This is a genomic window from Maribacter antarcticus DSM 21422, from assembly GCF_000621125.1.
GTDB classification, from domain to species: Bacteria; Bacteroidota; Bacteroidia; order Flavobacteriales; family Flavobacteriaceae; genus Maribacter; species Maribacter antarcticus.
In genome coordinates this window covers 17262-42112 of the sequence record NZ_JHZC01000016.1, presented here as the reverse complement: position 1 = coordinate 42112, position 24851 = coordinate 17262, and the positions used below count along the sequence as shown (strand labels likewise).

Here is a 24851-nt window from a genome sequence, read left to right as displayed (position 1 = left end):
TATAAGCCGTATTAGATTACCGTTCCTTTAAGATGTCTTTCATAATGTAACTAATATTCCATCTTAAATAGAAATATACTTTTCATTTTTTAATCATTCATGAGATTTATAAATATTGCTTAGAACAATAGCTGTGTTTTTAAAATTTGTAATTCACAATAGCGAAAATAAAATTAAGGAATATTTAGAGGCATAATAATTATTTAAAAACTAATCTAGATAACTCAAATCTAAAAATTACTTTGTAATGCTTATTATATTATTTCTTTGGCCTAATCCTAGATTACTAATTGAAACGTTTATCTGGCTAACTAAATAAGATTTGGAATCTTTGCGTCACTTTTTTTATTCATTTTTCTCTATTCTTGAGTTATGCCCTAACCAAGTGTTTAAAATTTTTAAAAAAAATGAGTTTGTTTAAAATCACAATAATATCAAGGTAATGAAAAGCCTAAATTTATTTTCGTAATATTATAAAAGATTGTGTTGGGGTTTAATAAATATCCATATCCATTTGATGTTAATTGTAGAACTTTTATGTTTTCGAAAGTACAAGCTTCAAATGAATTATTTGAATTTGGACGGTTAACTTGAAACAAACGATGGATATTTTTAAATTTAGAATTTTTAATCAGATTTCTACTTGCAACTCCTTCTAATTTCGAGAACTCGTCAAAATTGATGGCTATTTCAGCTTGTTCACCTTGGATATTGATAAAAGTATTATTGTTTCCGGCATCAATAGCATCTAAAGGAGAATTAGTACCGTCTTTCCAATCATTAAAAGAAATTATTGCTTCAACTTTAGATATTTTAATATTTTTAAGGATATTATGATGGGCACCGTTAGCAATAAGTATTCCTCCGGCTGTATTTTTGTAACGTTCATTTGTATTGTAGTTTCCCTTAATTATCCCATTTTCAAATTGATTATTAAATACATTTTTAAAGGAAAGTTCCAGAACTGTGTTGACAATTTCAAAGGAAGTAAAGATATTGTTTGAAGCATCACCTTTGCACGCCAGACCATGCCCTTTGTGCGACAAACCATTTTGTCGATACACGAAGGCGTTATTAATGGTATTGTTATTGCTCGAGGAGGAGAATAGGTAATAATAATCGCAAGGATTTATTGGATTATCAGAGTAGACGCTATTGTAGGAATGAATTTGACTAATACCTCCTTTTACATGAATACCTTCCGCTCCAGCGTTAACAACAGTAGAATTTTTAAAAATTACACTGTTCCCTCTGAGTACAATGCCAACACCATTATAATTAACCCAAGCATTATCCGCATTTTCTGCAGAGTTGGCCGGATTAAAATCTCCTACGTCGGTAACTATAATGTTATCAATAACATTGTTATCACCCATTGATCGTAAACCCTTTTCAAAATATTTGATTTGAAAGTTAGCAATATGTATAAAGCTATTTGGAATAACTATTCCTTCACCTTTTCCTTCGTTATTTGTTCGGTTACCTTGAATTAAAGGCATTTTCGAAGCATCCACTGATTCACCATAGCTAAATGTAGAACCCTGTTCACTGACTAAGTCACCCGGGCTATTGGTATAACCTATAAAACGGATTGGATTAGTAGAGGTGCCGGAATTTCTGACTACTAGATTTTTGCTACCATAATTCCCAGCTTTTATATGTACGAAGTCTCCAGATTTAGCTACTTTAAAGGCATGATTAATGTCCCATGAAGTGGCCTCTGATTCTCCGTTATTGGAGTCTTTTCCTTCTGTTGTCACGTAGAACACATTAGCTCCTGTAGTGGGTATTTTACGCTCGCTAGTATTTACGGTTACGGTACCGTCTTCCGTAGTTACATCACCACCTTCATTGGTTTCTTCTGTGGTATAATTAAACGTATCTGTGGTTTCCTCTTGGGTATCTGAATTATCCTGTGACCCCTCCGCTGATTCTTCTTGGGTATCTGAATTATCCTGTGACCCCTCCGCTGATTCTTCTTGGGTATCTGAATTATCTTGCGACCCCTCCGCTGATTCTTCTTGACTATCTAAGTTGTCCTGTGACCCTTCCGCTGATTCTTCTTGACTATCTAAGTTGTCCTGTGACCCTTCCGAGGACTCCTCTTGGCTATCTGAATTATTTTGATTGGGAATGTAGGTTAACGTATTGTCTTCATTAATAATAACGATACCGTTCTGAGGCGTTGTGGTGTTCACAATGGTTACGTTATTTAAGTCCGCGAACTGATCGTTGCGCAACACATCTAAAACAGCACTTTGACCATACGTAATAGAAAAATTATCATTTACGACAAGATTATTAAATTCTGATAAATCCTCATTCAGGACATATTCTGCTAACAGGTCGGAATCCTTGCTACAGGAAGTAAGTTGAAAGGTGGAAAAAATTAAAACAAGGGTGTAGATTAATGATTTGATAGTATCGTTCATAACTGTAGGTTAATTTACTTGGGAAGTTAAAAGTATTTAAAATTTGAACTGTTTCGATGTAATTCATGTTTTTTTCGATGAAATACTATGATTTTACTCTTGTATTACGAAATTTGAAACCAAGTCGGATTTTTTAACCAGACCCAATTCGATAAAGAGCTTATTATTTTAACATTTGTTAACATTTTTATTTTCTTGTTCTCTTTAGCCACCTAAGCTAGGTAGCTAAAAAGCAAACGTAAAGCAGGTAATTTATGACCCTAAGCGGCAGATAGAAAAGAGGAACGTTACCATTTGCGGAATGCCTAATGCCAAAAGGTATGGATGTATTACTACCAATGGGGTATGAAGGAGCTTGGATAAAAAGGTTGTAAACGAAAACCTAACAGTTTTAAAGAGACCTGTAGCAATCACTGTACATATTCAAATTAACACAGAAGATTTTATCACATTAACTGTTACTGACATTTCTGGTTTCTCATTTCATCTTTTTAAAAAAGATGAAATGAGAAACCAGAAATTAATAAAAAAATAAATAGTCCTTCTGTTAAATAATACTGTGCGAATAGAGAAAAGATATTGTACTAATGACTTTGTGTAATCATGTGAATATAGCCAGACATGGTTAAGTGAAATTGCTATGATTACTCTAATACGGAAATAGTTAATACTGTGAAAACAGTATTAAGAACTGTATAAACTTATAATTTAAAATAAACGAGAATACTAAAATGTAGTTAGTTTTAGGAACTATTGTTTTTAAAGGGGTAAGTACCAAACTATATGTTCCTTACATTCATCCAATGTCAAGTTCAAATAACGCACGCTACATTTCAGAAAAAGGGTGTTTTTTTAGCATATCTGCCAAGTCTTATAGCCTATTAGTATAGCCGTTTTTTGGTTTACTTTTTTACATTATAAACTAATGTTTTAAGGGACTTAAATTAGTTTCAATAAATTCTTTATGGGCAACTGCTAAGATCAACATATCAAATTCCTGTTTGGGTCTGGTATTAGTGGTGGTGATATCATATTCAGTAAGAACTTCCTCGTGGTTTGCCCAAGGGTCATAAATGGTTGTTTTTACCCTATATTCGTTAAGGTGTTTGATTATCTCCAAAAATTTGGTATTTCGGATATCGGAACAATTTTCATTACAGGTAGTACCCATCACCAAAATTTTTGCATCTTTTACCACCAACTCGTGTTTTAGCATCAGTTTAATTATTTGTAAGCTCAAATACTCACCCATGCCATCATTGATACGCCTAACTGCCAGTATTAAATCTGGATTACACCCATTTTCCTGTTCTTTTTGAGCCAAATAGAATGGGTCTACCTCTATACAGTGCCCACCTACCAAACCAGGTTTAAATGACAAGAAGTTCCACTTGTTCTGTGCAACTTCCAGAACATTATTGGTATCAAAACTCATTAAATGAAATATTTGGGCCAATTCATTCATAAAAGAAATATTGATGTCCCGCTGCGTATTTTTAATTCCTTTTGAAGCTTCTGCCATCTTTATGTTAGGAGTCAAATGCGCACGGCAGTAATGACCGAAGCATAAACGTCATCTACATTTTTTGCCGCTTCTGTGGTGGAGCCGGATGTAACCTTTATAATTTTCTCGACAGTATCTATTTTATCCCTTGGATTGATTCTTTGAGGAGAGTAGCCTACAAATAAGTCTTTATTGAAAAATAGTGCACTGTTTTTTTCGGGTTCTGGAACACGATTTTCTTCTGTAGCACCTACATATACCGTAGATTCATAGTTAAGGATATCCTCTTTTTTAACACTTTACCAAGGGTTTAATTAGCTTTAAGGAGTGATGTAAATACCGGTCTTTTGGTCTTATCAACAGGTGTTGGAACGGTTATAATATAACAGGTACACTAGTTCAGCGTATCAATACTTGTAGTATACACCAAACCATTTTTTTAGTACGCTTTCCAAATTTAAGATTGGTAAGCTTCAAAGTAGTATCCTTCCATACAATAATTTCAGCAATCCTTTTCTCGTTAATATCAAAACCAACAACGTCGTATTTCTTAGCAAACAGTGCTGCCATTTATAAATTAACATACCCTAAACCTACCTATTACTATTTTCGTTAAATAAAGATATTTTCTTAGTATTTATAAATCTTAATTCATTGTAAAAAATAGTTGCAATTCATAAATGAATTGCAACTATTTTTTATAGGACGTGTACCAGCTTATGAAATTTTTGACTCCCAAATCTAAATCAACCTTAGGCTCATAATTATAATTTTTTTTTAGCTCTGCGGTATCGGCCCAAGTAGTGTAAACATCTCCGTCTTGCATTGGCAGCAACTGCAACTTTACCTCTTTTTTTAAATATTTGCCGATTGTATTTATAAAATCTAATAATTTAACAGGTTGTCCCCTGCCTATGTTATAGATAGCAGCGTTACTTTTAGAATTCGTATTAGGTTTAAAACCTTTTTCTAGGACCAGTAAGATACCGTTAACAATATCATCAATGTAGGTGAAATCCCTTGCTAATTTACCGTTATTATACACAGCTATTGGTTTGTTGGCTAAAATAGTTTCGGTGAATTTAAAGTATGCCATATCTGGGCGACCCCAGGGACCATATACGGTAAAAAATCTTAATCCAGTGCATGGAAATCCGTACAGGTGGCTGTAGGTATATGCCATTAGCTCATTACTTTTTTTGGTGGCGGCATAGAGGCTAATGGGGTGGTCAACCCGATCTGTTATCTCAAAAGGTACTTTTTCATTAATGCCATATACACTAGAACTGCTGGCATAAACCAAATGCTTAATTGCAAAGTTGCGGCAGCATTCCAATATATTCAAAAAACCGACTATGTTGCTATCAACATAGGCTTCCGGATTTTCCAAACTATAGCGAATACCGGGTTGTGCTGCAAGGTTGCATACAGTATCAAAACCCTGAGTTTTAAATAGTGTTGGTAGCTTTTCACGATCTTCCAAGGCTAACCTGATAAAGGAAAAATTTGGATGGGTATCACTAAAAACCAAGTTGTTGTATTGCTGGGCAACTGTTTTAGTGACACCCAATTTTTTTAACCGTGCATACTTAAGTGAAACATCATAGTAATCGTTTATATTGTCCAACCCTAAAATAGTATGGCCTTTTTCCAAAAGCGATTGGGCTACAAAAAAGCCTATGAATCCTGCTACACCGGTCACTAAAATTTTCATGACTGTCCTATTTTATAGTATTTAAAGCCCTTATCTTCCATTTCCTTTTTATCCATTAACCTACGACCATCAAAAAGAAAAGCTGGTTTTAGCATAGTTTTGTAAATATGATTCCAGTCATAGTGTTTAAAAGCGTCCCACTCTGTTAATATGGCAATAGCATGAGCATCTTTAGCTGCTGCAATAGGGTCATTTGTGACCGTTACTAATTTTTTATTTTCTTCTGAGGACCGAGTACCCAAATAGTCTAAATCAGCATATATTTTTTCAGCCGTTACTTTAGGATCGTACACTACAATTTCAGCTTGTTCATCCAACAAGGCATCCGCTACATAAATGGCTGCAGATTCTCTTGTGTCATTGGTGTCTTTTTTAAAAGCCCATCCGTAAAAAATTATCTTTTTACCTGATACGGTGTTGTATAGAGTAGAAATAATATTATCAGCAAATCTTCGTTTTTGATAATCATTCATGATAATAACTTGTTCCCAGTAATCCGCGACTTCCTGCAATCCAAAACTTCTAGAAATATAGACTAGGTTCAGAATGTCTTTTTGAAAACAAGAACCCCCGAATCCTACAGAAGCACTTAAGAATTTTGGACCAATTCTACTATCGGTACCTATAGCTCTTGCAACTTCGGCGATATTAGCATCGGTACGTTCACAAAGTGCTGAAATAGCATTGATGGAAGATACACGTTGTGCTAAAAAAGCATTAGCCACTAACTTTGACAATTCTGATGACCAAACATTAGTCTGCAGAATACGTTCTTTGGGCAGCCAGTGTTCATAAATTGAACTTAAGGTGTTTTTAGCTGCTTTGCCAGAGGGGGTGTCATCCCCACCTATCAAAATACGATCGGCATTCAATAAATCTTCGATGGCTGTGCCTTCCGCTAAGAATTCAGGGTTCGAAAGGATTTCAAAATGTACGTTATTTCCTGTATTATCTAGAATGCTTTTAATGGCACTGGCCGTTCGCACTGGTAAGGTAGATTTTTCGATAATGATTTTGTCATCTTTCGCAATTTTTGCAATATTACGAGCGCAGATTTCTACGTATTTTAAGTCTGCTGCCTGTCCTTTACCCTTTCCGAAGGTTTTGGTCGGGGTATTTACTGATATGAAAACGAGCTGCGCCTCATCTATGGCTTGATCTACATTAGTTGAAAAAAATAGATTTTTGTTGCGATTTGCTGCTACGATTTCCTGTAGACCTGGTTCATATACCGGAAGATTATCTAGATTTTTATCGTTCCAAGCATCTATGCGATTTTGATTAATATCTACTACAGTCACCTTTATTTCAGGACATTGACTGGCAATAACAGACATGGTAGGCCCGCCTACATAACCAGCACCGATGCAACAAATGTGTGTAATTTTTTTCATATTGACTATTTGTTTTAAAGCTTTTTATAATTAACAACTCAAAGATTAACAAAACGCATATTAAACTGTCGTTGTCGTGCAAAATTTGCAAATATAATTGAATTTCTTTTCCTTTTGTCGTTCAATTGTTTCTAAAAAGGTTCTGTGGTAAACTTTAAGATACCCTTTTAGAACTTTAACGATAGCTATTATAAATAATTGTGGTAGCCGCATCTAATTCATTTAAAAACACCTCTGCTAAGTTCTCTCTTTTAATGTATTCAATTACTTCGTTAAGACTAATGAGTGTTTTGGACTAAAAAATCAACTGGTCTGGTGTAGGGTGTTTAAACGTAATAGATAAGTTAAAATATATAGGTGAGAAAAAAAGAAACGGATACATCCCTTTACGCTAGTATCCTAATTAATTACAGCATGTACATTAGGTCTTAAGTAGTTTTGTTCTCTGGTAGGTTTTAATTAATACAATTAGTGATTAAAGGGCTAGTTATAAATTTATCATTCAGTAGACTAACATATTGTTCTTTTAGCAATCAAACTGGTTTTTAGGTTTTGGATAGTAGGATGATATTTTTTTAAAGTTTGATATCCCTCAATGGGTTTGATATCCCAAGGCATACTTGAAATTGAAAGTGTTCTGATTTAGACCTTGTATAAAAGTATCAATACTCTAAGACTTAGGGTAGGTATAGGGGACTAAGAGCAAAGCTGCTACTTTCAGTTTTTTTTTGTATTTTAACTGTTGTTTTAGTAGCAAAATTAATACGTACGAGATAGTCGTTATATAGGTTTAAGAATTATGCTAGTGATATCGTATTTAATCCTATTTTTTTTGAACTTTATAGTATTTTTCGTTAAAAATTGAATGTATCTATGCTATTATAATATCTTCGTATCATTAACTTAACAAGCCATATTTTGAAGAAAATTTTAATAACTGGAGGCGCTGGATTTTTAGGATCACATTTATGTGACAGATTTATAAAGGAAGGATATCATGTCATCGCCATGGATAATCTTATCACCGGTGATTTAAAGAATTTAGAGCATCTTTTTCCTTTGGAAAATTTTGAGTTTTATAACCATGATGTTACTAAATTTGTACATGTGCCAGGTGATTTAGATTATATCTTACATTTTGCATCTCCCGCTAGCCCAATAGATTATTTAAAAATACCGATACAAACCTTAAAAGTTGGTGCTATGGGTACGCACAATCTTTTGGGTCTAGCCAAAGAAAAACAAGCGCGCATCTTAATCGCCTCGACTTCGGAGATTTATGGCGATCCTTTAGTGCATCCGCAAACAGAAGCTTATTACGGTAATGTAAATACGATAGGACCGCGTGGAGTTTACGATGAAGCGAAACGTTTTATGGAATCCATTACCATGGCATACCATCGTTTTCACGGAGTAGATACACGTATAGTTCGAATCTTTAATACCTACGGACCTAGGATGCGCCTTAATGATGGAAGGGTTATTCCGGCATTTATTGGTCAGGCATTGCGAGGAGAGGACCTTACCGTCTTTGGAACAGGAAATCAGACACGCTCTTTTTGTTATGTAGATGATGAAGTAGAAGGCATTTACCGATTATTGCTAAGTGACTATGCTTTACCGATAAATATTGGAAACCCCAACGAAATAACCATTAAGGATTTTGCAGAAGAAATTATCAAGTTAACAGGTACAGATCAAAAAATAATTCTTAAACCGCTGCCACAAGATGATCCTTTGCAACGACAGCCGGATATCTCTAAAGCTCGGGAGATTTTGAATTGGGAACCAAAGGTGAGCAGGGCAGATGGCATGGCTAAAACCTATGCTTATTTTAAAACCTTACCTAAAGACGAACTCTACAAACGAGATCACAAGGATTTTAGTAACTATAACAAGGATTAACAACATAGGAATTTATTTTGAAATGAAGTATGTGCTAAGGGTTTTGGTTCGAACCTGTCTAATCAAAGTAGGAATACTCCGTTTTTTGTAATTCGGCGATTTAATATTGTGTTAAACGAAATAACAGACCCTTTATTCAAGTTGCCACTAACTATATGTATTTTAGCCTTTAAATAAGCAAACTAATGCAATCTGTAGATATTAATAAGAAAATTTGGCTATCATCCCCGCACATGGGAGATATGGAACAAGTTTATGTTAAAGAAGCATTTGATACCAATTGGGTAGCGCCAATAGGGCCAAATATTACTGCCTTTGAGAAAGCTATAGCCCATTCATTAGAAGAGAATGTGCATGTAGCTGCACTTAGTTCAGGAACAGCCGCTCTTCACTTAGGACTTCAATTACTCGGCGTAAAACGTGGTGATTTAGTAATTTGCCAAAGTTTTACTTTTTCCGCCTCGGCCAACCCGATAATGTATCTAGGAGCGACCCCGGTTTTTGTGGATAGTGAAAAGGATACCTGGAACTTGTCTCCTGATTTATTGAATAGCGCTATTGCCGATAGTATTAAAAACGGGAAAAAACCGAAAGCAATCATTGCGGTTCATTTGTATGGTATGCCGTATAAGATAAAAGAAGTTAGGGCCATTGCTGATAAATTTGGTATTCCAATTCTTGAAGATAGTGCAGAGGCATTAGGCAGTAGCTATATGGAGAAGCGTTGTGGTACTTTTGGCGATATTGGAATACTTTCCTTTAACGGTAACAAAATAATAACTACTTCGGGTGGTGGGGCATTAGTATCCAAAAACCCAGACTACATAAATAAAGCTGTTTTTCTTGCAACCCAAGCTAGGGATGAGGCTCCTCATTATCAACATTCCCATGTAGGTTATAACTATAGGATGAGTAATATTCTAGCGGGCATAGGCCGAGGGCAGATGCTAGTTTTGGAAGATAGGGTTATGGCTAGGAGAAGAAATTATGAGATTTACCGGAAGGAACTTGATGACGTGACCGGAATTGAATTTTTATCCGAACCTTCGGGGTTCTATTCCAACAGATGGTTGAGCTGCGTGCTTACTCCCTCCTTTACGATTAGGGAAAAAATTCGATTGGCACTACTAGAGGAAAATATTGAATCGAGACCGCTTTGGAAGCCTTTACACTTGCAGCCTGTATTTGAAAATTTCCCTAAATTTATAAATGGTACTTCTGAAGATTTGTTCAGCAGAGGGCTTTGTTTGCCAAGTGGGTCAAATCTTACTCAATATGACCTGAATTGTGTTATTGAAAAAATAAAAACAATGTTTTAGATATGAAGTTTCCTAAATATTTGACCTACCAAGTATACCGATATGCCTCTAAATGGGTGGTTTTATTAATCGATTTGTTGACAATCGCTTTTTCGTTTGTACTTTCTTATCTGATTAGATTCAATCTTACCTTAGATTTTGAGGTCAGTAATCTATTTATACAGCTCCCATGGATTTTAGCAGCTTCACTTTTTGCTTTTTTAGCAGTAGGGTCTTACAAAGGGGTGGTACGACATACAGGGATACGTGATGTATACAATATTTTTAATGCCATTTGTCTTTCAAGTATATTGATTATTTTTTTAGTGATTTCTAATAGACAATTCGGTTATATCCCAAGTTTCACAATTCCTTTGTCTATCATTATTATTCATAGTTTAATTAGTTTTGTGGCCTTAACCACATCTAGGTATCTGTTTAAATCAATCTATAATAAAATCGATGGAGGAATTAGAGCTTCCAAAAATGTATTAATATACGGTGCTGGAAATTCAGGAGTATTAACCTATGGTGCATTAACCAACCATTCTAAAAGTGATACCAAGGTCATTGGCTACGTTGATAACGATAATAAAAAGATAGGTAAAAGTATCAATGGAATTCCTGTATACGGTAAAGAGGTACTTACTAAGGAATTCGTAACTAAGAAGAATATAGTTGAAATTATTTTTAGTATCCAGAAAATTGATTCCAAAACGCTGCGTAAAAAGGTAGAGGATATGGTAGATTTACCAGTATCTGTAAAAATTGTTCCGCCTATAGAGGATTGGATCAATGGAGAACTAAAAGTATCTCAAATAAAACAAGTACAAATAGAGGATTTATTAGATCGTGCGCCCATTCAAATAAAAAACACCAACATTGAGGCAGAATTAATTAACAAGAATATTTTAGTTACTGGTGGTGCAGGTTCTATTGGAAGTGAGATTGTTAGGCAAATTTGTAATTATTCCTATGGTTCTTTAATTATTGTGGATCAAGCCGAGTCAGCTCTTTATGATTTACAACAGGAATTGAAGCAAAAAGGGTTCCATAATTTTATTCCTATCGTAGGTGATATTAGGGATAAAAATAGGATGAATCAGATTTTTGATGAATACCGTCCCAATATGGTTTTTCATGCAGCAGCATATAAGCATGTGCCACTTATGGAATACAATTGTTATGAAGCCATTAAAATAAATATCGCAGGTACTAAAACTATTACTGATCTTTCTATTGTGCATGGTGTAGAAAAATTTGTATTTGTATCGACGGACAAGGCAGTAAACCCTACTAATGTCATGGGTGCTAGTAAGCGTATTGCGGAAATGTACATTAGTTGTGCGCAACAAGAAGGTAAGACCAAATTTATTACTACGAGGTTCGGTAATGTGTTAGGATCAAACGGCTCCGTTATACCGTTATTTAGAAAACAAATAGAGCATGGAGGACCTTTAACATTAACCCACAAAGAAATTACCAGATATTTTATGACGATTCCCGAAGCTTCTCAATTGGTATTGGAGGCAGGTTCAATGGGAAAAGGTGGAGAAATCTTTATTTTTGATATGGGGGAGTCGGTCAAGATATTTGACTTGGCCAAGAATATGATTAAGTTATCCGGTTTACAATATCCTGAAGATATAGACATTAAGATTACGGGCCTTAGACCTGGAGAAAAATTGCATGAGGAACTCCTGGCTAATGGGGAGAATACAATGCGCACTTACCATAAAAAGATAAAAATAAGTAAGGTTAGGGACGTAGATTATTTAAAAGTTCGGTCGAAAATAGATGAGTTGTGTATCGTGAATATTTTCTTTAATGGTAATACGATTAAAATCATGAAAGAAATTGTACCAGAATATGTGTCACAAAATTCTGATCTTTGTAAATTTGATGAAGAAAATAAAACTACCGTTCGTGCTATTTCGGATACCAACCTTAAAATCGTAAAACACTAAATTTATTATAGCTTGTAAATATCTTCATATGATGACAACAATTAAAAAATATTTAAAATTGGTGGTGCTTTTGGGTATTACTTTGGGATTTATAGCATCTTGTGCTAGTAAAACGGAGGTAGTTTATTTTCAAGATGCACAGAATTATGAAACTATAATCAGTGATAACACTGCTAATAATAAATTTAAGATTAATGATATTATTGGTATCAATATCTCAACCCTTAATGCTGAAGCCAGTGTGCCGTTTAATATCTTTACGGGTAGTCAAGAGGGTGGTATGAGGCCGCAACAAATGGATTACATTGTTGATAAAAACGGAGAGATAGACTTTCCGGTAATCGGGAATATAAAAATAGCGGATTTGAGCCCACAAGAGACAAAGGAATTGTTGAGAGAAAAGTTAAAACCCTATTTAATAAACCCAATAATTAATATGCGCTTAAAAAACTTCAGGGTTACCGTATTGGGGGAAGTAAACAACCCAGGCACCTACCAAGTAAACGGTGAACAGATAACCGTTTTGGAAGCAATAGGTTTGGCCAGTGATTTGACGATTAAAGGGATGCGAGAAAACGTCTTAATTATAAGAGATTTCAATGGTGCCAAAGTATACCATCGAATCAATCTCACCAGTAAGGATGTCTTAAGTTCACCTAATTATTATTTGACTCAAAACGATGTGGTCTACGTGGAACCGAACAAATCAGCAATTACCTCTTCTTCTTTAGATAACAGGGCTACCATTGCTATTTCGATTGCGTCTATATTGCTCACCTCTACCGTCATACTTATAACTAGAAACTAGTGGGTAGTCGATTTTTGAATAACTTTTAAATGGTTGGCCTGAAAAGGATAAGTTTATGAATGATATTACCACTACTGCGGAACTTAAAAATACGATAACAGCATATTTGAAACATTGGAAATGGTTTGTACTTTCTGTATTCATAGCTCTTTTATTTGCTGTTATAAGCATTCGCTACTCAATACGGCATTATAATGTAGGGTCTCAAATTCAAATAGTACAAGAAAAAAACGCTAGCAATGAACTAAGTCTTTTTAAAGATTTAGGCGTTTTCTCAGGTAGTTCCAGACTGGTTGAGGATGAAATTGAGATACTTGGCTCGAGGGGAAATTTCATTGATCTGGTTAAGGAGCTGTCCATTAATGTTCAAATTTTATCCTTGGGGGACGTCATCAACTCAGAGGTGTATAGAAACCCTCCTTTTAATTTAACTTTTATTGCACCAGACTCCGTAATTCAGAATGCAAATTTCCATTTCTTTTTGGAATTTTTAGATACTAAAGGTTTCGGCTATTCCGAAGAGGAAGGAGCTCTAAATAAGGTCTTTGCCTTTGGGAACGCGATACCTACAGAAATTGGGGATATGGTATTAACGCCGAGTAAAGCTAATTTAGCGGGACTTGTTGGTAAGCGCTTTAAGATAGTATTGAGCCCTGTAACCGCTGTTGCTAGTGGAATAAAGAAGAGTTTAAATATTGGTCTCCTCGTGGAGCAGTCAAATATCGTGGAGGTATCCATGGAAACGCCTATTCCGCAAAAAGGAAAGGATATTATTAATAAATTGATTGAAATTTACAACCGTAATGATGTAGAGGAAAAAGAGCGTATTGCGAATAAAACATCAGAATTTATTGATAGCCGAATTCAACTTATTGCTGGCACCTTAAGTTCAGTAGATAAAGATGCTCAGGAAATGCTTACAGAAAAAGGCATGACGGGTTCTGGTCTAGAAGTAGGTGCGGCAGTTCAAGTAAGTGCAAGTAGCCGGCAAAACTTAGAAAATGCGAAAGTACAACTTCAAATGGTTAGCGGTATCAAGGACTATTTAGGCCTAGAAACAGGATACGAGGAAATGCCCGTAGTGGATGTAGGAAGCGTTGCGTTAGCACAAAGCACGGCGCAATACAACCAACTTATATCTGACCGAAAGCGCCTATTAAGGAGTGCGGATGAGAGAAACCCTATTATTGTAAACCTAGACCAACAGCTAGATGGTCTCAGAAATACGATAACGTCCAGCTTGTCCTCATTAGAACGAAATGTGGGAATGAACGTAAGCACGCTACAAAGTCAAATGGGACGTATTCAAGGAACCATTTATTCTGCACCTGAAAATCAGATGGAGCTTCGGAATATTACAAGAAAACAAGAAACAACAGAAAGTCTTTATTTATATTTACTACAGAAAAGAGAGGAGTCCCAGATTGCTTTTGCCTCCGCATCTCCAAAATCAAAGGTGATAGATTTTGCGCATTTGGCAAGTTCCATTCCGGTTAAGCCAAGGAAAAGAATTACCTTTTTGGCATCTATACTATTAGGCCTCTTGGTGCCTTTCGGTGTAATTTATCTCAGAGAGTTATTAGATACTAAAATTCATAATAAACACGGGTTGGAGACCTTGGCCAGTGATATCCCTGTCTTAGGTGAACTCCCCAAACTAAATAAAAAAGAAAGTAAACTTATCTTAAAGGATGATCGTTCTGTCCTAGCAGAAGCCTTAAGGATTATACGAACCAACCTTGATTACCTGATGAAGACCAAACGGAAGGAGGTTGGAAAAAAGAGAAATATTGTTTTTGTTACCTCCAGCGTTCCAGGGGAAGGTAAAACCTTTACCTCTACCAATTTGGCGATGATTTTGGGAAGTACAGAGAAAAAGGTTTTGTTGATTGGTGCAGATATACGTAATCCTAAATTCTATTCCTTTTTTGTTGGAGATGCAGTTGATAAGTTAAAAGGTAAAGACAAACAAAAGGATGTAGGCCTTACAGAATATTTGTTCAATACAGAACTGGTTGCCTCAGATATTATAAACACTATGTTGATTCATAATACGACTATAGATGTTATCTTTTCGGGAAAAATTCCCCCTAACCCTGCTGAATTGCTTATGAGTAAAAGGGTTGGTGAACTACTACAAAACGTTTCTGAAAAATACGATTATGTTATAGTGGATACAGCTCCATTAATGGTGGTAAGTGATACGCTATTAATTAGTGAGTATGCCGATCATATTATTTACGTAACAAGGGCGGGTACTACAGAGAAAAATTCTATTGATTTTCCACTTCAATTAGTAAAAGAAGGAAAGTTAAGAAATGTCTCTTTTGTCGTGAATGATGTCAATGAAGGTGATTTAGGATACGGAGGTAAATATGGTTATGGATATGGTAAGTCTACTAAAAAATGGTGGAAGTTTTAAGTAAAAGGATTTTAAATACGCACACAGGGTTACGAATAACAGCTAGTTAATTGTCATTAACAAACTAAACATCCAACGACAGGGTAAAAAGAGTTTACGGTCTAGCTTTATTGATTGTATATCAGTAGCAATGGTAGCATCCCTATTTGTTTGATAGCTTAATAGTCTCTTTATATCCACTTGCTAACCAGTTCCCATCCGTAGTTTAGAACCTACGCTAATTAGCAAAACTCAAATAGCGTGCTAAAGCTCCGTTTTATAGAGGATTATTAAAGATTTGAATTTACTGATACAGGTTAATTCTCACAAAATTTATAATATTTTCTTTCTAAATATTGATTTTATAGATTTGTTATCTGTTAATCGATGATATATGGTAGGACGTCGAATTACGTTTCTATAAAGTAAATATCATGATTGCATTTGTTTAATTTTGTAAGTAATTCTAGTTAAAAAATTAACAAGAAAAGGTATTTATACACCACTAATATGAAATATAGCTATTCATTTTTTTTAATCACTTTTTTACTAGGTACCAGTTTGTTTTATTCCCAAGCAACTCCGTTTAGTCAGAGCCAATTGGATATGAACGGAATCGGTACGTTGAACGGTGTTACAGGTCTTGACTTTGGCCCAGATAGCCGTTTGTACGTAGCTGAGTATACAGGAGGTATTAAAATTTTCACCATCCAACGTAATGGACCAACTGCATACGTGGTCACGGGTATGGAATCTCTAGACGGTATTCTAACTTTAGAAGATCATAACGATGACGGTACCTCATGGGATGGCCAGGGAACAAGTTTTGCCACCAATGCTAGGGAAACTATTGGGATTGTGACAAGTGGAACAATAGCTAACCCAATATTTTATGTTAGTTCTAGTGATATACGGATAGGTGCGGGAAACAATGGAGGAAATGGGGATGTTGGCTTGGATACCAATTCTGGTATTATTACTCGTTTTTCTTGGAATGGTACGGCTTGGGATGTGGTGGATTTAGTAAGGGGTCTTCCCCGTTCTGAGGAGAATCATGCTACAAATGGCTTGGATTTAGCTATCATTAATGGTACGGAATATCTTATTGTAGCTCAAGGTGGAAATACAAATGGTGGTAGTCCATCAACTAACTTTGTTTTTGCGAATGAGTATGCACTTTCAGGAGCTGTCCTGGCAATTGACCTCGACGCTCTTGAAACTTTACCCATATTAACAGATAATGGAAGGCAGTACGTTTACGATTTAGCTACTGTAGATGACCCAACAAGGGACAATGTAAATGATATTACCGATCCGGATACGCCAGGTTATGATGGAGTAGATGTAAATGATCCTTGGGGCGGGAATGACGGCTTGAACATGGCTATTTTGGATACTAGCAGTCCCGTAAAGATGCTCTCTCCTGGGTATCGAAATGCCTACGATTTAGTGGTTACCGAAAGTGGTGCCCTTTATGTAACTGATAACGGAGCCAACGGTGGTTGGGGTGGTTTTCCTGTAAATGAGGGACTAGGTGGCAACACAACCAATGATTATAACCCAAGTGAACCTGGAAGCTCATCACCTTCTTTTGGTGAAGAGATAAATAATAAGGATCATTTAGAGTTGGTAACAACAGACCTTCAAAATTATATTTTTAATAGTAAATACGGTGGACATCCTAACCCGATTAGGAGTAATCCATTTGGGGCAGGGCTATATACGGATAATACAAGTGATTTAGGAACTTTTGGAGCTCCTTTCTTTCGTACGCAGACTTATGATCCCGATGGCACAACAACAGGCTCAACTATGGATCCCAATGTTGCACTTCCGGCCAATTGGCCTCCAATACAAGTGGCCAACCCTGTTGAAGGAGATTGGCGCGGTCCAGGAATCAATAATCCTGACGGTGATGATGACACCCCTGTATTAATTTGGGGAACCAATACCAACGGTATTGATGAGTATACGGCCAGTAATTTTGGAGGGGTTCTGAAAGGAAATCTTCTGGCTGGCCATAATGGTGGTAATATCAGAAGGGTTATTCTCTCTGCGGATGGAAGTTCCGGAACATTAGAACCTAATTTTTTCTCAGGTTTAGGGAGCGATGCATTAGGTATTACTTGCAATAGTGACGACGAAATTTTCAATGGTTCGGTCTGGATAGGCTTATTTGGTGGTGGTATAGTAGTCTTTGAGCCTCAAGATGAAGTAGAATGTACAGAACCAGGCGAACCAGGTTATGACCCCTTAGCGGATTACGATAGTGACGGGTATACGAACCAAGATGAGGAAGATAATGGTACGGATGCATGTAACGGCGGGTCACAGCCCGCAGATTTTGACAAAGCTGTTGGTGCGCCATTAATTTCCGATCTTAATGATAGCGATGATGATGCTGATGGCATTGACGATGGTCAAGATTCATTTCAATTAGGTAATCCGCTTTTAGGAGGTAGCGATGCTTTTTCTATTCCCATATCCAATGATCTATTTAATAGTCAACAAGGCCTTGGGGGTATATTTGGCTTGGGAATGACGGGCCTTATGAATAACGGAAATACAAATGAAAATTGGCTCAGCTGGTTAGACAGAATTAATGATGTCAACGATCCTAACGATAATGACGTCCTTGGTGGCGCCACAGGTACAATGACATCCCACATGACCTCCGGAACAGCTCTGGGAACTGAGAACAATCAGGAAAAAGGATACCAATACGGAGTACAAGTCGAATCAGCTACTGGAGCTTTTACAGTGGTGGGTGGTATGAAAGGTTTTTCTGGGCCATATCGTCTTTATGGAAATACAGCTGCAGTAGGTGGTGAATTAGGTCTTTTTATAGGGGATGGTACGCAGTCCAATTACATAAAATTCGTAGTTACTGTTGATGGGTTTACGGTACTCCAAGAAATTAATGATATACCACTACCCCCAATCAATAGTGTTTTAGCCAACGCAGATAGACCCATTGAAAGCATTCGATTGTATTTTGTGGTAGAGCCAGTATCAGGTGAAGTGAACATGGAATATAGTGTTGACAATGGAGCCAGAATTTTGGTTGCCAGCGTAACTGCTCAAGGCCAAGTTTTAGATGCAATACAGCAGCCGGCTATAGACCTTGCAATAGGTTTTATAGGTACTTCAGGCACAGCAGGTGTAGAACTAGAAGGGTCCTGGGATTTTTTAAATGTATTGGGAAATACCCCAGTGTCCATAGCACAACTTCCTGATTTGGTCAGGTTTGTAAACACCATGGATGAGGACCTGAATTTGGATAATAATTTTACGGATGACGCGGGAGTTCAAAATCTTACGTATTCTGTAGAAAGCAATACGAATACCAATATAGGAGCTGCCATCATTGGCAATACGCTCACTTTGTCTTATCCTGCAACTGTTGAAAATACATCCATTACCATAAGAGCTACGGATGTCGAAAATAATTTTACGGAACAAACCTTTTTAGTGTCTGTTACTGACAGTCCTATTGTTTTGTATAGGATAAATACTGGTGGTTTGGAAATTGCGGCAATAGATGGAGAAATTAATTGGTCCGAAGACTCGGTATCCAATAATTCCCCATTTTTGACTCTCCCGGGAACCAATAAATCGTTTGCATCTTCCATAACTTCATTGACTCCACAAGTAAATACGGCTACAACGCCTTTGGGTATTTTTGATTCGGAACGGTTTGACGATTCAGTTGGAAATCCTAATATGACCTATTCCTTTCCAGTACCCATAAATGGTAATTATGAGGTTAGGCTATATATGGGAAATAGTTTTAGTGGTACATCGGCACCAAATCAGCGTATTTTTGATGTTACATTAGAAAACAAGATATACCCAGAATTAAAAAATACGGATCTTTCAGCCACGTATGGTCATCAGACTGGAACTGTTATTACCTATGTAGTACCTGTAATTGATGGAAATTTGGACGTTTCGTTCATTCATGGTATCATCGAGAACCCCCTGGTTAATGCCATCGAAATTTTGGATGTATCCAATATCGATACACCGATATATGCCTATACGGTTCCTGATCAGATGAGCAATGCTGGGCAGCCATTAAATGGTAGTTTAGCGGTTCAGGCCTTAGGGGGAGACGGGAACTTAACGTATGCAGCCACTGGGCTTCCTACCGGTGTGTTTATCGAACCAACCAATGGAGTGATAGGTGGAACAATTGATGCTGCTGCTGCTGCGGGGAGTCCCTACAGCGTAGTTGTAACTATTGATGATACTGATGGAGTTACTACAGACCAATTACAGCTTAGTTTTCAATGGGACGTCTTAGAGCCCTTTGCTTATCGAATTAATGTCGGTGGTAATCGGATTGATGATACAGACGATATTGGTCCAAGTTGGGAAAATAATGCAATATCCGGCCCACAAAACGAAGGTGTTTATGCAGTTAACACAGGTATTGTAGATGGGTTTGAGACAATCACTTTTGAGAATAAAGATAGTAGTATTCCTGCTTATATTAATGAAGCTATTTTTTCGGAACTTTTTGGGAGTGAGCGCTATGATTTGCTTTCTCAACCAGAGATGATATATACATTGCCTGTAGAAAACGGGGACTATGTGGTCAACTTATATTTTGGGAACGGATTTAATGGAGCTGCTGCTGTAGGAAATCGAATTTTCGATATTTTAATTGAAGGAAATTTAGCGGAAAATAATTTTGATGTTATTTCACAATTTGGTCACCAAATTGCTGGTATGTTGTCTTATCCGGTAGTTGTTGCTGATGGTAATTTGGAAATAAGTTTTGAACACAACACTCAAAATCCGTTTTTAAATGCAATTGAAGTTTTCAAAGTAAATACTTCTAATCCTGTGTTAGCATTAGCTACGATAAATGATGTGTCAAACGATACCTTTGATACCGTATCAATCGCGACTAATGCGGTTGGGGGTGATCCTAACGAAGCAAGTAACTATTATATTTCTGGCCAGCCAGAGGGCGTGGTTATAGATGTGTTAACGGGTCAGATATCTGGTAGTATTGCGGCAATCGCTTCTATAGGAGGTCCCAATGAGGATGGCGTTCACAGTGTTACCGTAACTGCAGTAAAGCCAGGATCAGCATCTAGTAGTGAATTTTTTACCTGGACGGTTCTTGGTGATGGATTATTCTGGACAGATATTGATGAGAACGAGAATTATACGCCAAGGCACGAGAACTCCTTTGTACAGGCAGGAGACAAGTTCTATTTGATGGGTGGTCGTGAAAGCGCAACTACTATTGATGTTTATGATTATGCTTCGGATAGCTGGAACTCACTTGTGGATTCTGCCCCATTTGAATTCAATCATTTTCAGGCTACGGAATATCAAGGTTTGATTTGGGTTATCGGTGCGTTTAATACCAATGATTTCCCTAATGAAACTCCTGCCGAAAATGTGTGGATGTTCGATCCTGTCAGGGAATCTTGGATACAAGGTCCACAGATACCTGCTGGAAGGCAAAGGGGAGGAGCTGGTTTGGTTCTTCACAATGATAAATTTTATATTTTAGGTGGTAATACACTCGGACATAGTGGTGGATACGTTAATTGGTTCGATGAGTACGACCCTGCTACTGGCATATGGACCGAGCTTTCTGATGCTCCCAATGCAAGAGATCATTTTGGGGCCTTAGTATCGGATAATAAGCTTTATTCTGCTGGTGGTAGATTATCAGGTGGTCCGGGCGGTATATTTGCACCTACGGTACCAGAAGTTGATGTTTATGATTTTGGTACCCAGAGCTGGATTACCCTTCCTACAGACCAAAATTTACCTACGCCCCGCGGAGGTACTGCGGTTGCAAATTATGGCAACAGATTACTGATAATCGGTGGCGAGGTTGATAATCAAGAAGTTTATGGTACTTTAACAACAGGTGCCCTTAATATCGTTGAAGCCTATAATCCTGCTGCACAGGTATGGGAACGCTTACCCAATTTGAACTATGAAAGACATGGTACCCAGGCCGTAGTTTCGGGGGGTGGAATTTTTATTTTGTCAGGTTCACCCAACTTAGGCGATGGAAATCAAAAAAATATGGAATTCTATGGAGAGAATACACCTGCTGGTGCGACAAGTGTTGCCTCAGGTCTTTCCGCACCGGAGCTAGTGCAGGTAGAGCCTGGAATTGAAGAGACCTTTACTATTACTGTAGGTGGTGGTACTGTTGGAGAATATATAGATTCTTTCGTATTAAGCGGGTCTACTGAATTTAGTATCGTTTCTGGTGAACTGAATAACGCTGTCGTAGGCCCAAATACGACATACGATATCACCGTAACTTTAGATCCAGCAGGAGCAGGGGAGACCGCCATATTGACAATTAATTATGGTTCTTCTGAATCATCAGAGGTTATACTTACCAATGATGAGAACCAGAATGGTCTCATCAGCCCTGATGATCAATTTAACGAAGAGGGAGATGTTATCAGTTTACCTATAATTAAAACAGATGAACAACCTTCAGATATTTACAGCGCTACAGGGTTGCCTCCGACATTGACAATAGACGACGCAACAGGATTAATCACTGGTACTATAGATGCTGGTACAGAGGGTGAAACCGTCTATGAGGAGCAAAATGGTCTTGTTCTCATAGAGGTTGAAAATTTGGAAATCAACCCTAACTGGTCTATAGAATCTAGTGAGTCAGGATTTTCTGGAACGGGATATCTATTTAACACTGTGGATAGTTTTAATACTCCTGGAAATGGTACAATAACTACTAAGATTGAAATTAGTACCCCTGGAGTCTATAGGTTTCAATGGCGTAATAAAATAGGAATTATTGCTCCTCAATTTCCAACTACTGAACATAACGATGCTTGGCTACGGTTTCCTGATGCAGATGATTTTTTTGGTCAAAAACCGGGCAGCACTATTTACCCGATAGGAAGCGGGCAAACACCGAACCCGAATGGAGAAGGAGGTGGCGGTTGGTTTAAAATATATATGAACACCATAGATTGGAATTGGAATGCAAAAACTAGTGATGAAGATGCACATGATATTTTTGTTCAATTTGATACAGCTGGTGTGTATACCATGGAAATATCGTCTAGATCTGATGGTCATATTATTGATAAGGCAGCATTGCATTTGGTAACTGATAATTATACAATCGAGGAGTTAGATGCAGCACCTGAATCTATGATATCCAATACAGGAATAGGAGGGGCAGAGGCCGGCAGTCCATATAATGTCGAAGTAACAGTTACGAATTCTAACGGTGTTAATCCACCAGAGTCAATTCTCTTTGATTGGATTGTTGGAGAAGATACTAGGATCCTTGTTACCGGTGTAACTGTAGATCCAACCACCGATACTATAATATTGGGAGGCACGACGCAGTTGACTGCTACGGTGAGCCCAGCGAACGCAGATGATATTTCCGTTGTTTGGAGCAGTAGCGATGAAATGGTAGCCACGGTAGATGCGATCGGTCTTGTGACCTCGATAGGTCTTGGTACGGCAATAATTACGGTGACAACGAACAATGGTGGCTTTGAGGCCGATGCGGAGATAACCATAGTAGCGGAACCTATTCCTGTCACAGGTGTGACTGTTAATCCGACCACCGATACGATAGTATTGGGAGGTACAACGCAGTTGACAGCCACGGTCAGCCCAGCGGGCGCAGACGATACTTCCGTAACATGGAGCAGTAGCGATGAAATAATAGCCACGGTAGATGCGAACGGTCTTGTGACCTCGATAGGTCTTGGTACTGCAACGATAACGGTAACGACTACTGATGGTGGCTTTATGGCCGATGCGGCGATAACCATAGTAGCGGAACCTATTCCTGTCACAGGTGTGACTGTTAATCCGACTACCGATACGATAGTATTGGGAGGTACAACGCAGTTGACAGCCACGGTCAGCCCAGCGGGCGCAGACGATACTTCCGTAACATGGAGCAGTAGTGATGTAGCTATAGCTACAGTTGACGGTAACGGTCTAGTGACCTCTGTCGGACTTGGTACTGCAACGATAACGGTAACGACCACTGATGGTGGCTTTATGGCCGATGCGGCGATAACCATAGTAGCGGAACCTATTCTTGTCACGGGTGTAACAGTAAATCCGACCACCGATACGATAGTATTGGGAGGTACAACGCAGTTGACAGCCACGGTCAGCCCAGCGGGCGCAGACGATATTTCCGTAACATGGAGCAGTAGTGATGTAGCTATAGCAACAGTTGACGGTAACGGTCTAGTGACCTCTGTCGGACTTGGTACCGCAACGATAACGGTAACGACCACTGATGGTGGTTTTATGGCAGATGCGGCGATAACCATAGTAGCGGAACCTATTCTTGTCACGGGCGTAACAGTAAATCCGACCACCGATACGATAGTATTGGGAGGTACAGCGCAGTTGACAGCCACGGTGAGCCCAATGGGGGCCGAGGATTCTTCGGTGACATGGAGCAGTAGTGATGAAACGATAGCAACGGTAGATGCGAACGGTGTTGTGACTTCGACAAGTCTCGGTACCGCAACGATTACGGTAGCGACCATTGACGGCGGCTTTACGGCCAATGCGGAAATCACTGTAGCAGCAGATGCTGTCCTGGTTACAGGGGTAACTGTGAATCCGACAACCGATACGATAGTATTGAGCGGTACGACGCAGTTGACAGCCACGGTGAGCCCAATGGGGGCTGAGGATTCTTCGGTGACGTGGAGCAGTAGTGATGAAACGATAGTAACGGTAGATGCGAACGGTGTTGTGACTTCGGTCGGCATTGGTGCTGCAACGATAACGGTGACCACTAACAATGGAGGTTTTACGGCTGATGCTACATTAGAGGTTGTGGCAATCGCAAATGAGGCTCCAACTGCAGTAGCTCAAGTCAGTGTTTTAAATGGGAGCGCGCCTCTACTAGTCGAGTTTACAGGTGAAAACTCTTCTGATGATAAAGGAATTGTTTCGTATCTATGGGATTTTGGTACTGGAGATACTTCTACTTCACCTAACCCTGCATATACTTTTGAATTTGCAGGTTCATTTGTGGTGAGATTAATAATAAGGGATGAAGAGGGATTAGAGGATACGGCAACACTAACAATTGAGGTTATCGATAATGTTACCTACAATGCTTCCCAGGATAATATGTTCATATCTCCAAACCCTGCGATTGGGAATACAGAGGTAATCATCAATCTAGAAAATCCGATGCCGTTATTGGGAATTTATATATTTGATTCAACCGGAAAGTTGGTGAAACAAAATGACTATTTTGATTCGAATGCGGTAAATGGTAGTTATCCAATTAATGTAGGTAATTTAGGAAATGGGGTGTACACAGTTTATACCTTTTTTATGGGAGATATAAAACCCAAAACTAAAAAAATGATAGTTCGCAATTAGATATAGTTTTATATAAAAAAAGGGAG

At 37.9% G+C, this 24851-nt stretch carries 11 protein-coding genes; 6 read left to right on the top strand and 5 right to left on the bottom strand.

Translation table 11 applies throughout. The annotated features are described in order from the left end of the window. Positions 1 to 434: 434 nt before the first annotated feature. The 5 genes from Q360_RS0113165 to Q360_RS0113150 all read right to left on the bottom strand — a co-directional run bounded on the left by Q360_RS0113165 (position 435) and on the right by Q360_RS0113150 (position 7044). The gene (locus Q360_RS0113165) at positions 435 to 2432 is read right to left on the bottom strand and encodes an Ig-like domain-containing protein (RefSeq protein ID WP_027077510.1); all 1998 of its coding nucleotides are present in this window, start codon (positions 2430 to 2432) and stop codon (positions 435 to 437) included. Between the two features lie 922 nt (positions 2433 to 3354). Continuing rightward, complete coding sequence (locus Q360_RS26710; protein WP_245603259.1) at positions 3355 to 3954, bottom strand: UDP binding domain-containing protein; 600 nt, start codon at positions 3952 to 3954, stop codon at positions 3355 to 3357. Between the two features lie 381 nt (positions 3955 to 4335). Then, the gene (locus Q360_RS26705; protein ID WP_245603258.1) at positions 4336 to 4506 is read right to left on the bottom strand and encodes a hypothetical protein; all 171 of its coding nucleotides are present in this window, start codon (positions 4504 to 4506) and stop codon (positions 4336 to 4338) included. Between the two features lie 121 nt (positions 4507 to 4627). Then, positions 4628 to 5650 carry an NAD-dependent epimerase/dehydratase family protein gene (locus Q360_RS0113155; protein WP_027077509.1) on the bottom strand — a complete coding sequence of 341 codons (1023 nt, stop codon included), beginning with the start codon at positions 5648 to 5650 and terminating at the stop codon, positions 4628 to 4630. Further along, positions 5647 to 7044, bottom strand: a complete 1398-nt coding sequence (locus Q360_RS0113150; protein WP_027077508.1) for a nucleotide sugar dehydrogenase — start codon at positions 7042 to 7044, stop codon at positions 5647 to 5649. The genes Q360_RS0113155 and Q360_RS0113150 overlap by 4 nt, the downstream gene beginning before the upstream one ends. Positions 7045 to 7962: 918 nt before the next feature. Here Q360_RS0113150 and Q360_RS0113145 point away from each other — a divergent pair. The 6 genes from Q360_RS0113145 (at position 7963) to Q360_RS25860 (ending at position 24825) form a co-directional block, all read left to right on the top strand. Next, positions 7963 to 8949 (top strand): UDP-glucuronic acid decarboxylase family protein, encoded by a 987-nt coding sequence (locus tag Q360_RS0113145; protein WP_027077507.1) that lies wholly within the window; start codon positions 7963 to 7965, stop codon positions 8947 to 8949. Between the two features lie 185 nt (positions 8950 to 9134). After that, positions 9135 to 10268, top strand: coding sequence for a DegT/DnrJ/EryC1/StrS family aminotransferase (locus tag Q360_RS0113140; RefSeq protein ID WP_027077506.1), 1134 nt, complete (start codon positions 9135 to 9137; stop codon positions 10266 to 10268). Positions 10269 to 10270: 2 nt separating this feature from the next. Next, positions 10271 to 12214 (top strand): polysaccharide biosynthesis protein, encoded by a 1944-nt coding sequence (locus tag Q360_RS23275; protein ID WP_051554716.1) that lies wholly within the window; start codon positions 10271 to 10273, stop codon positions 12212 to 12214. 28 nt (positions 12215 to 12242) lie between these two features. After that, a complete protein-coding gene (locus Q360_RS0113130; RefSeq protein WP_027077505.1) occupies positions 12243 to 13022 on the top strand; it encodes a polysaccharide biosynthesis/export family protein in 780 nt (259 codons plus the stop codon). Between the two features lie 55 nt (positions 13023 to 13077). Continuing rightward, positions 13078 to 15444, top strand: coding sequence for a GumC family protein (locus Q360_RS0113125; RefSeq protein ID WP_027077504.1), 2367 nt, complete (start codon positions 13078 to 13080; stop codon positions 15442 to 15444). A gap of 489 nt (positions 15445 to 15933) precedes the next feature. Further along, positions 15934 to 24825 (top strand): Ig-like domain-containing protein, encoded by an 8892-nt coding sequence (locus Q360_RS25860; RefSeq protein WP_051554714.1) that lies wholly within the window; start codon positions 15934 to 15936, stop codon positions 24823 to 24825. The last annotated feature ends 26 nt before the right edge of the window (positions 24826 to 24851 follow it).

Bases quoted from the DNA above. Each gene is read 5' to 3' on its own strand.
- Q360_RS0113165 (WP_027077510.1), bottom strand. From the start codon at position 2,432: ATGAACGATACTATCAAATCATTAATCTACACCCTTGTTTTAATTTTT.
- Q360_RS26710 (WP_245603259.1), bottom strand. From the start codon at position 3,954: ATGGCAGAAGCTTCAAAAGGAATTAAAAATACGCAGCGGGACATCAAT.
- Q360_RS26705 (WP_245603258.1), bottom strand. From the start codon at position 4,506: ATGGCAGCACTGTTTGCTAAGAAATACGACGTTGTTGGTTTTGATATT.
- Q360_RS0113155 (WP_027077509.1), bottom strand. From the start codon at position 5,650: ATGAAAATTTTAGTGACCGGTGTAGCAGGATTCATAGGCTTTTTTGTA.
- Q360_RS0113150 (WP_027077508.1), bottom strand. From the start codon at position 7,044: ATGAAAAAAATTACACACATTTGTTGCATCGGTGCTGGTTATGTAGGC.
- Q360_RS0113140 (WP_027077506.1), top strand. From the start codon at position 9,135: ATGCAATCTGTAGATATTAATAAGAAAATTTGGCTATCATCCCCGCAC.
- Q360_RS23275 (WP_051554716.1), top strand. From the start codon at position 10,271: ATGAAGTTTCCTAAATATTTGACCTACCAAGTATACCGATATGCCTCT.
- Q360_RS0113130 (WP_027077505.1), top strand. From the start codon at position 12,243: ATGATGACAACAATTAAAAAATATTTAAAATTGGTGGTGCTTTTGGGT.
- Q360_RS0113125 (WP_027077504.1), top strand. From the start codon at position 13,078: ATGAATGATATTACCACTACTGCGGAACTTAAAAATACGATAACAGCA.
- Q360_RS25860 (WP_051554714.1), top strand. From the start codon at position 15,934: ATGAAATATAGCTATTCATTTTTTTTAATCACTTTTTTACTAGGTACC.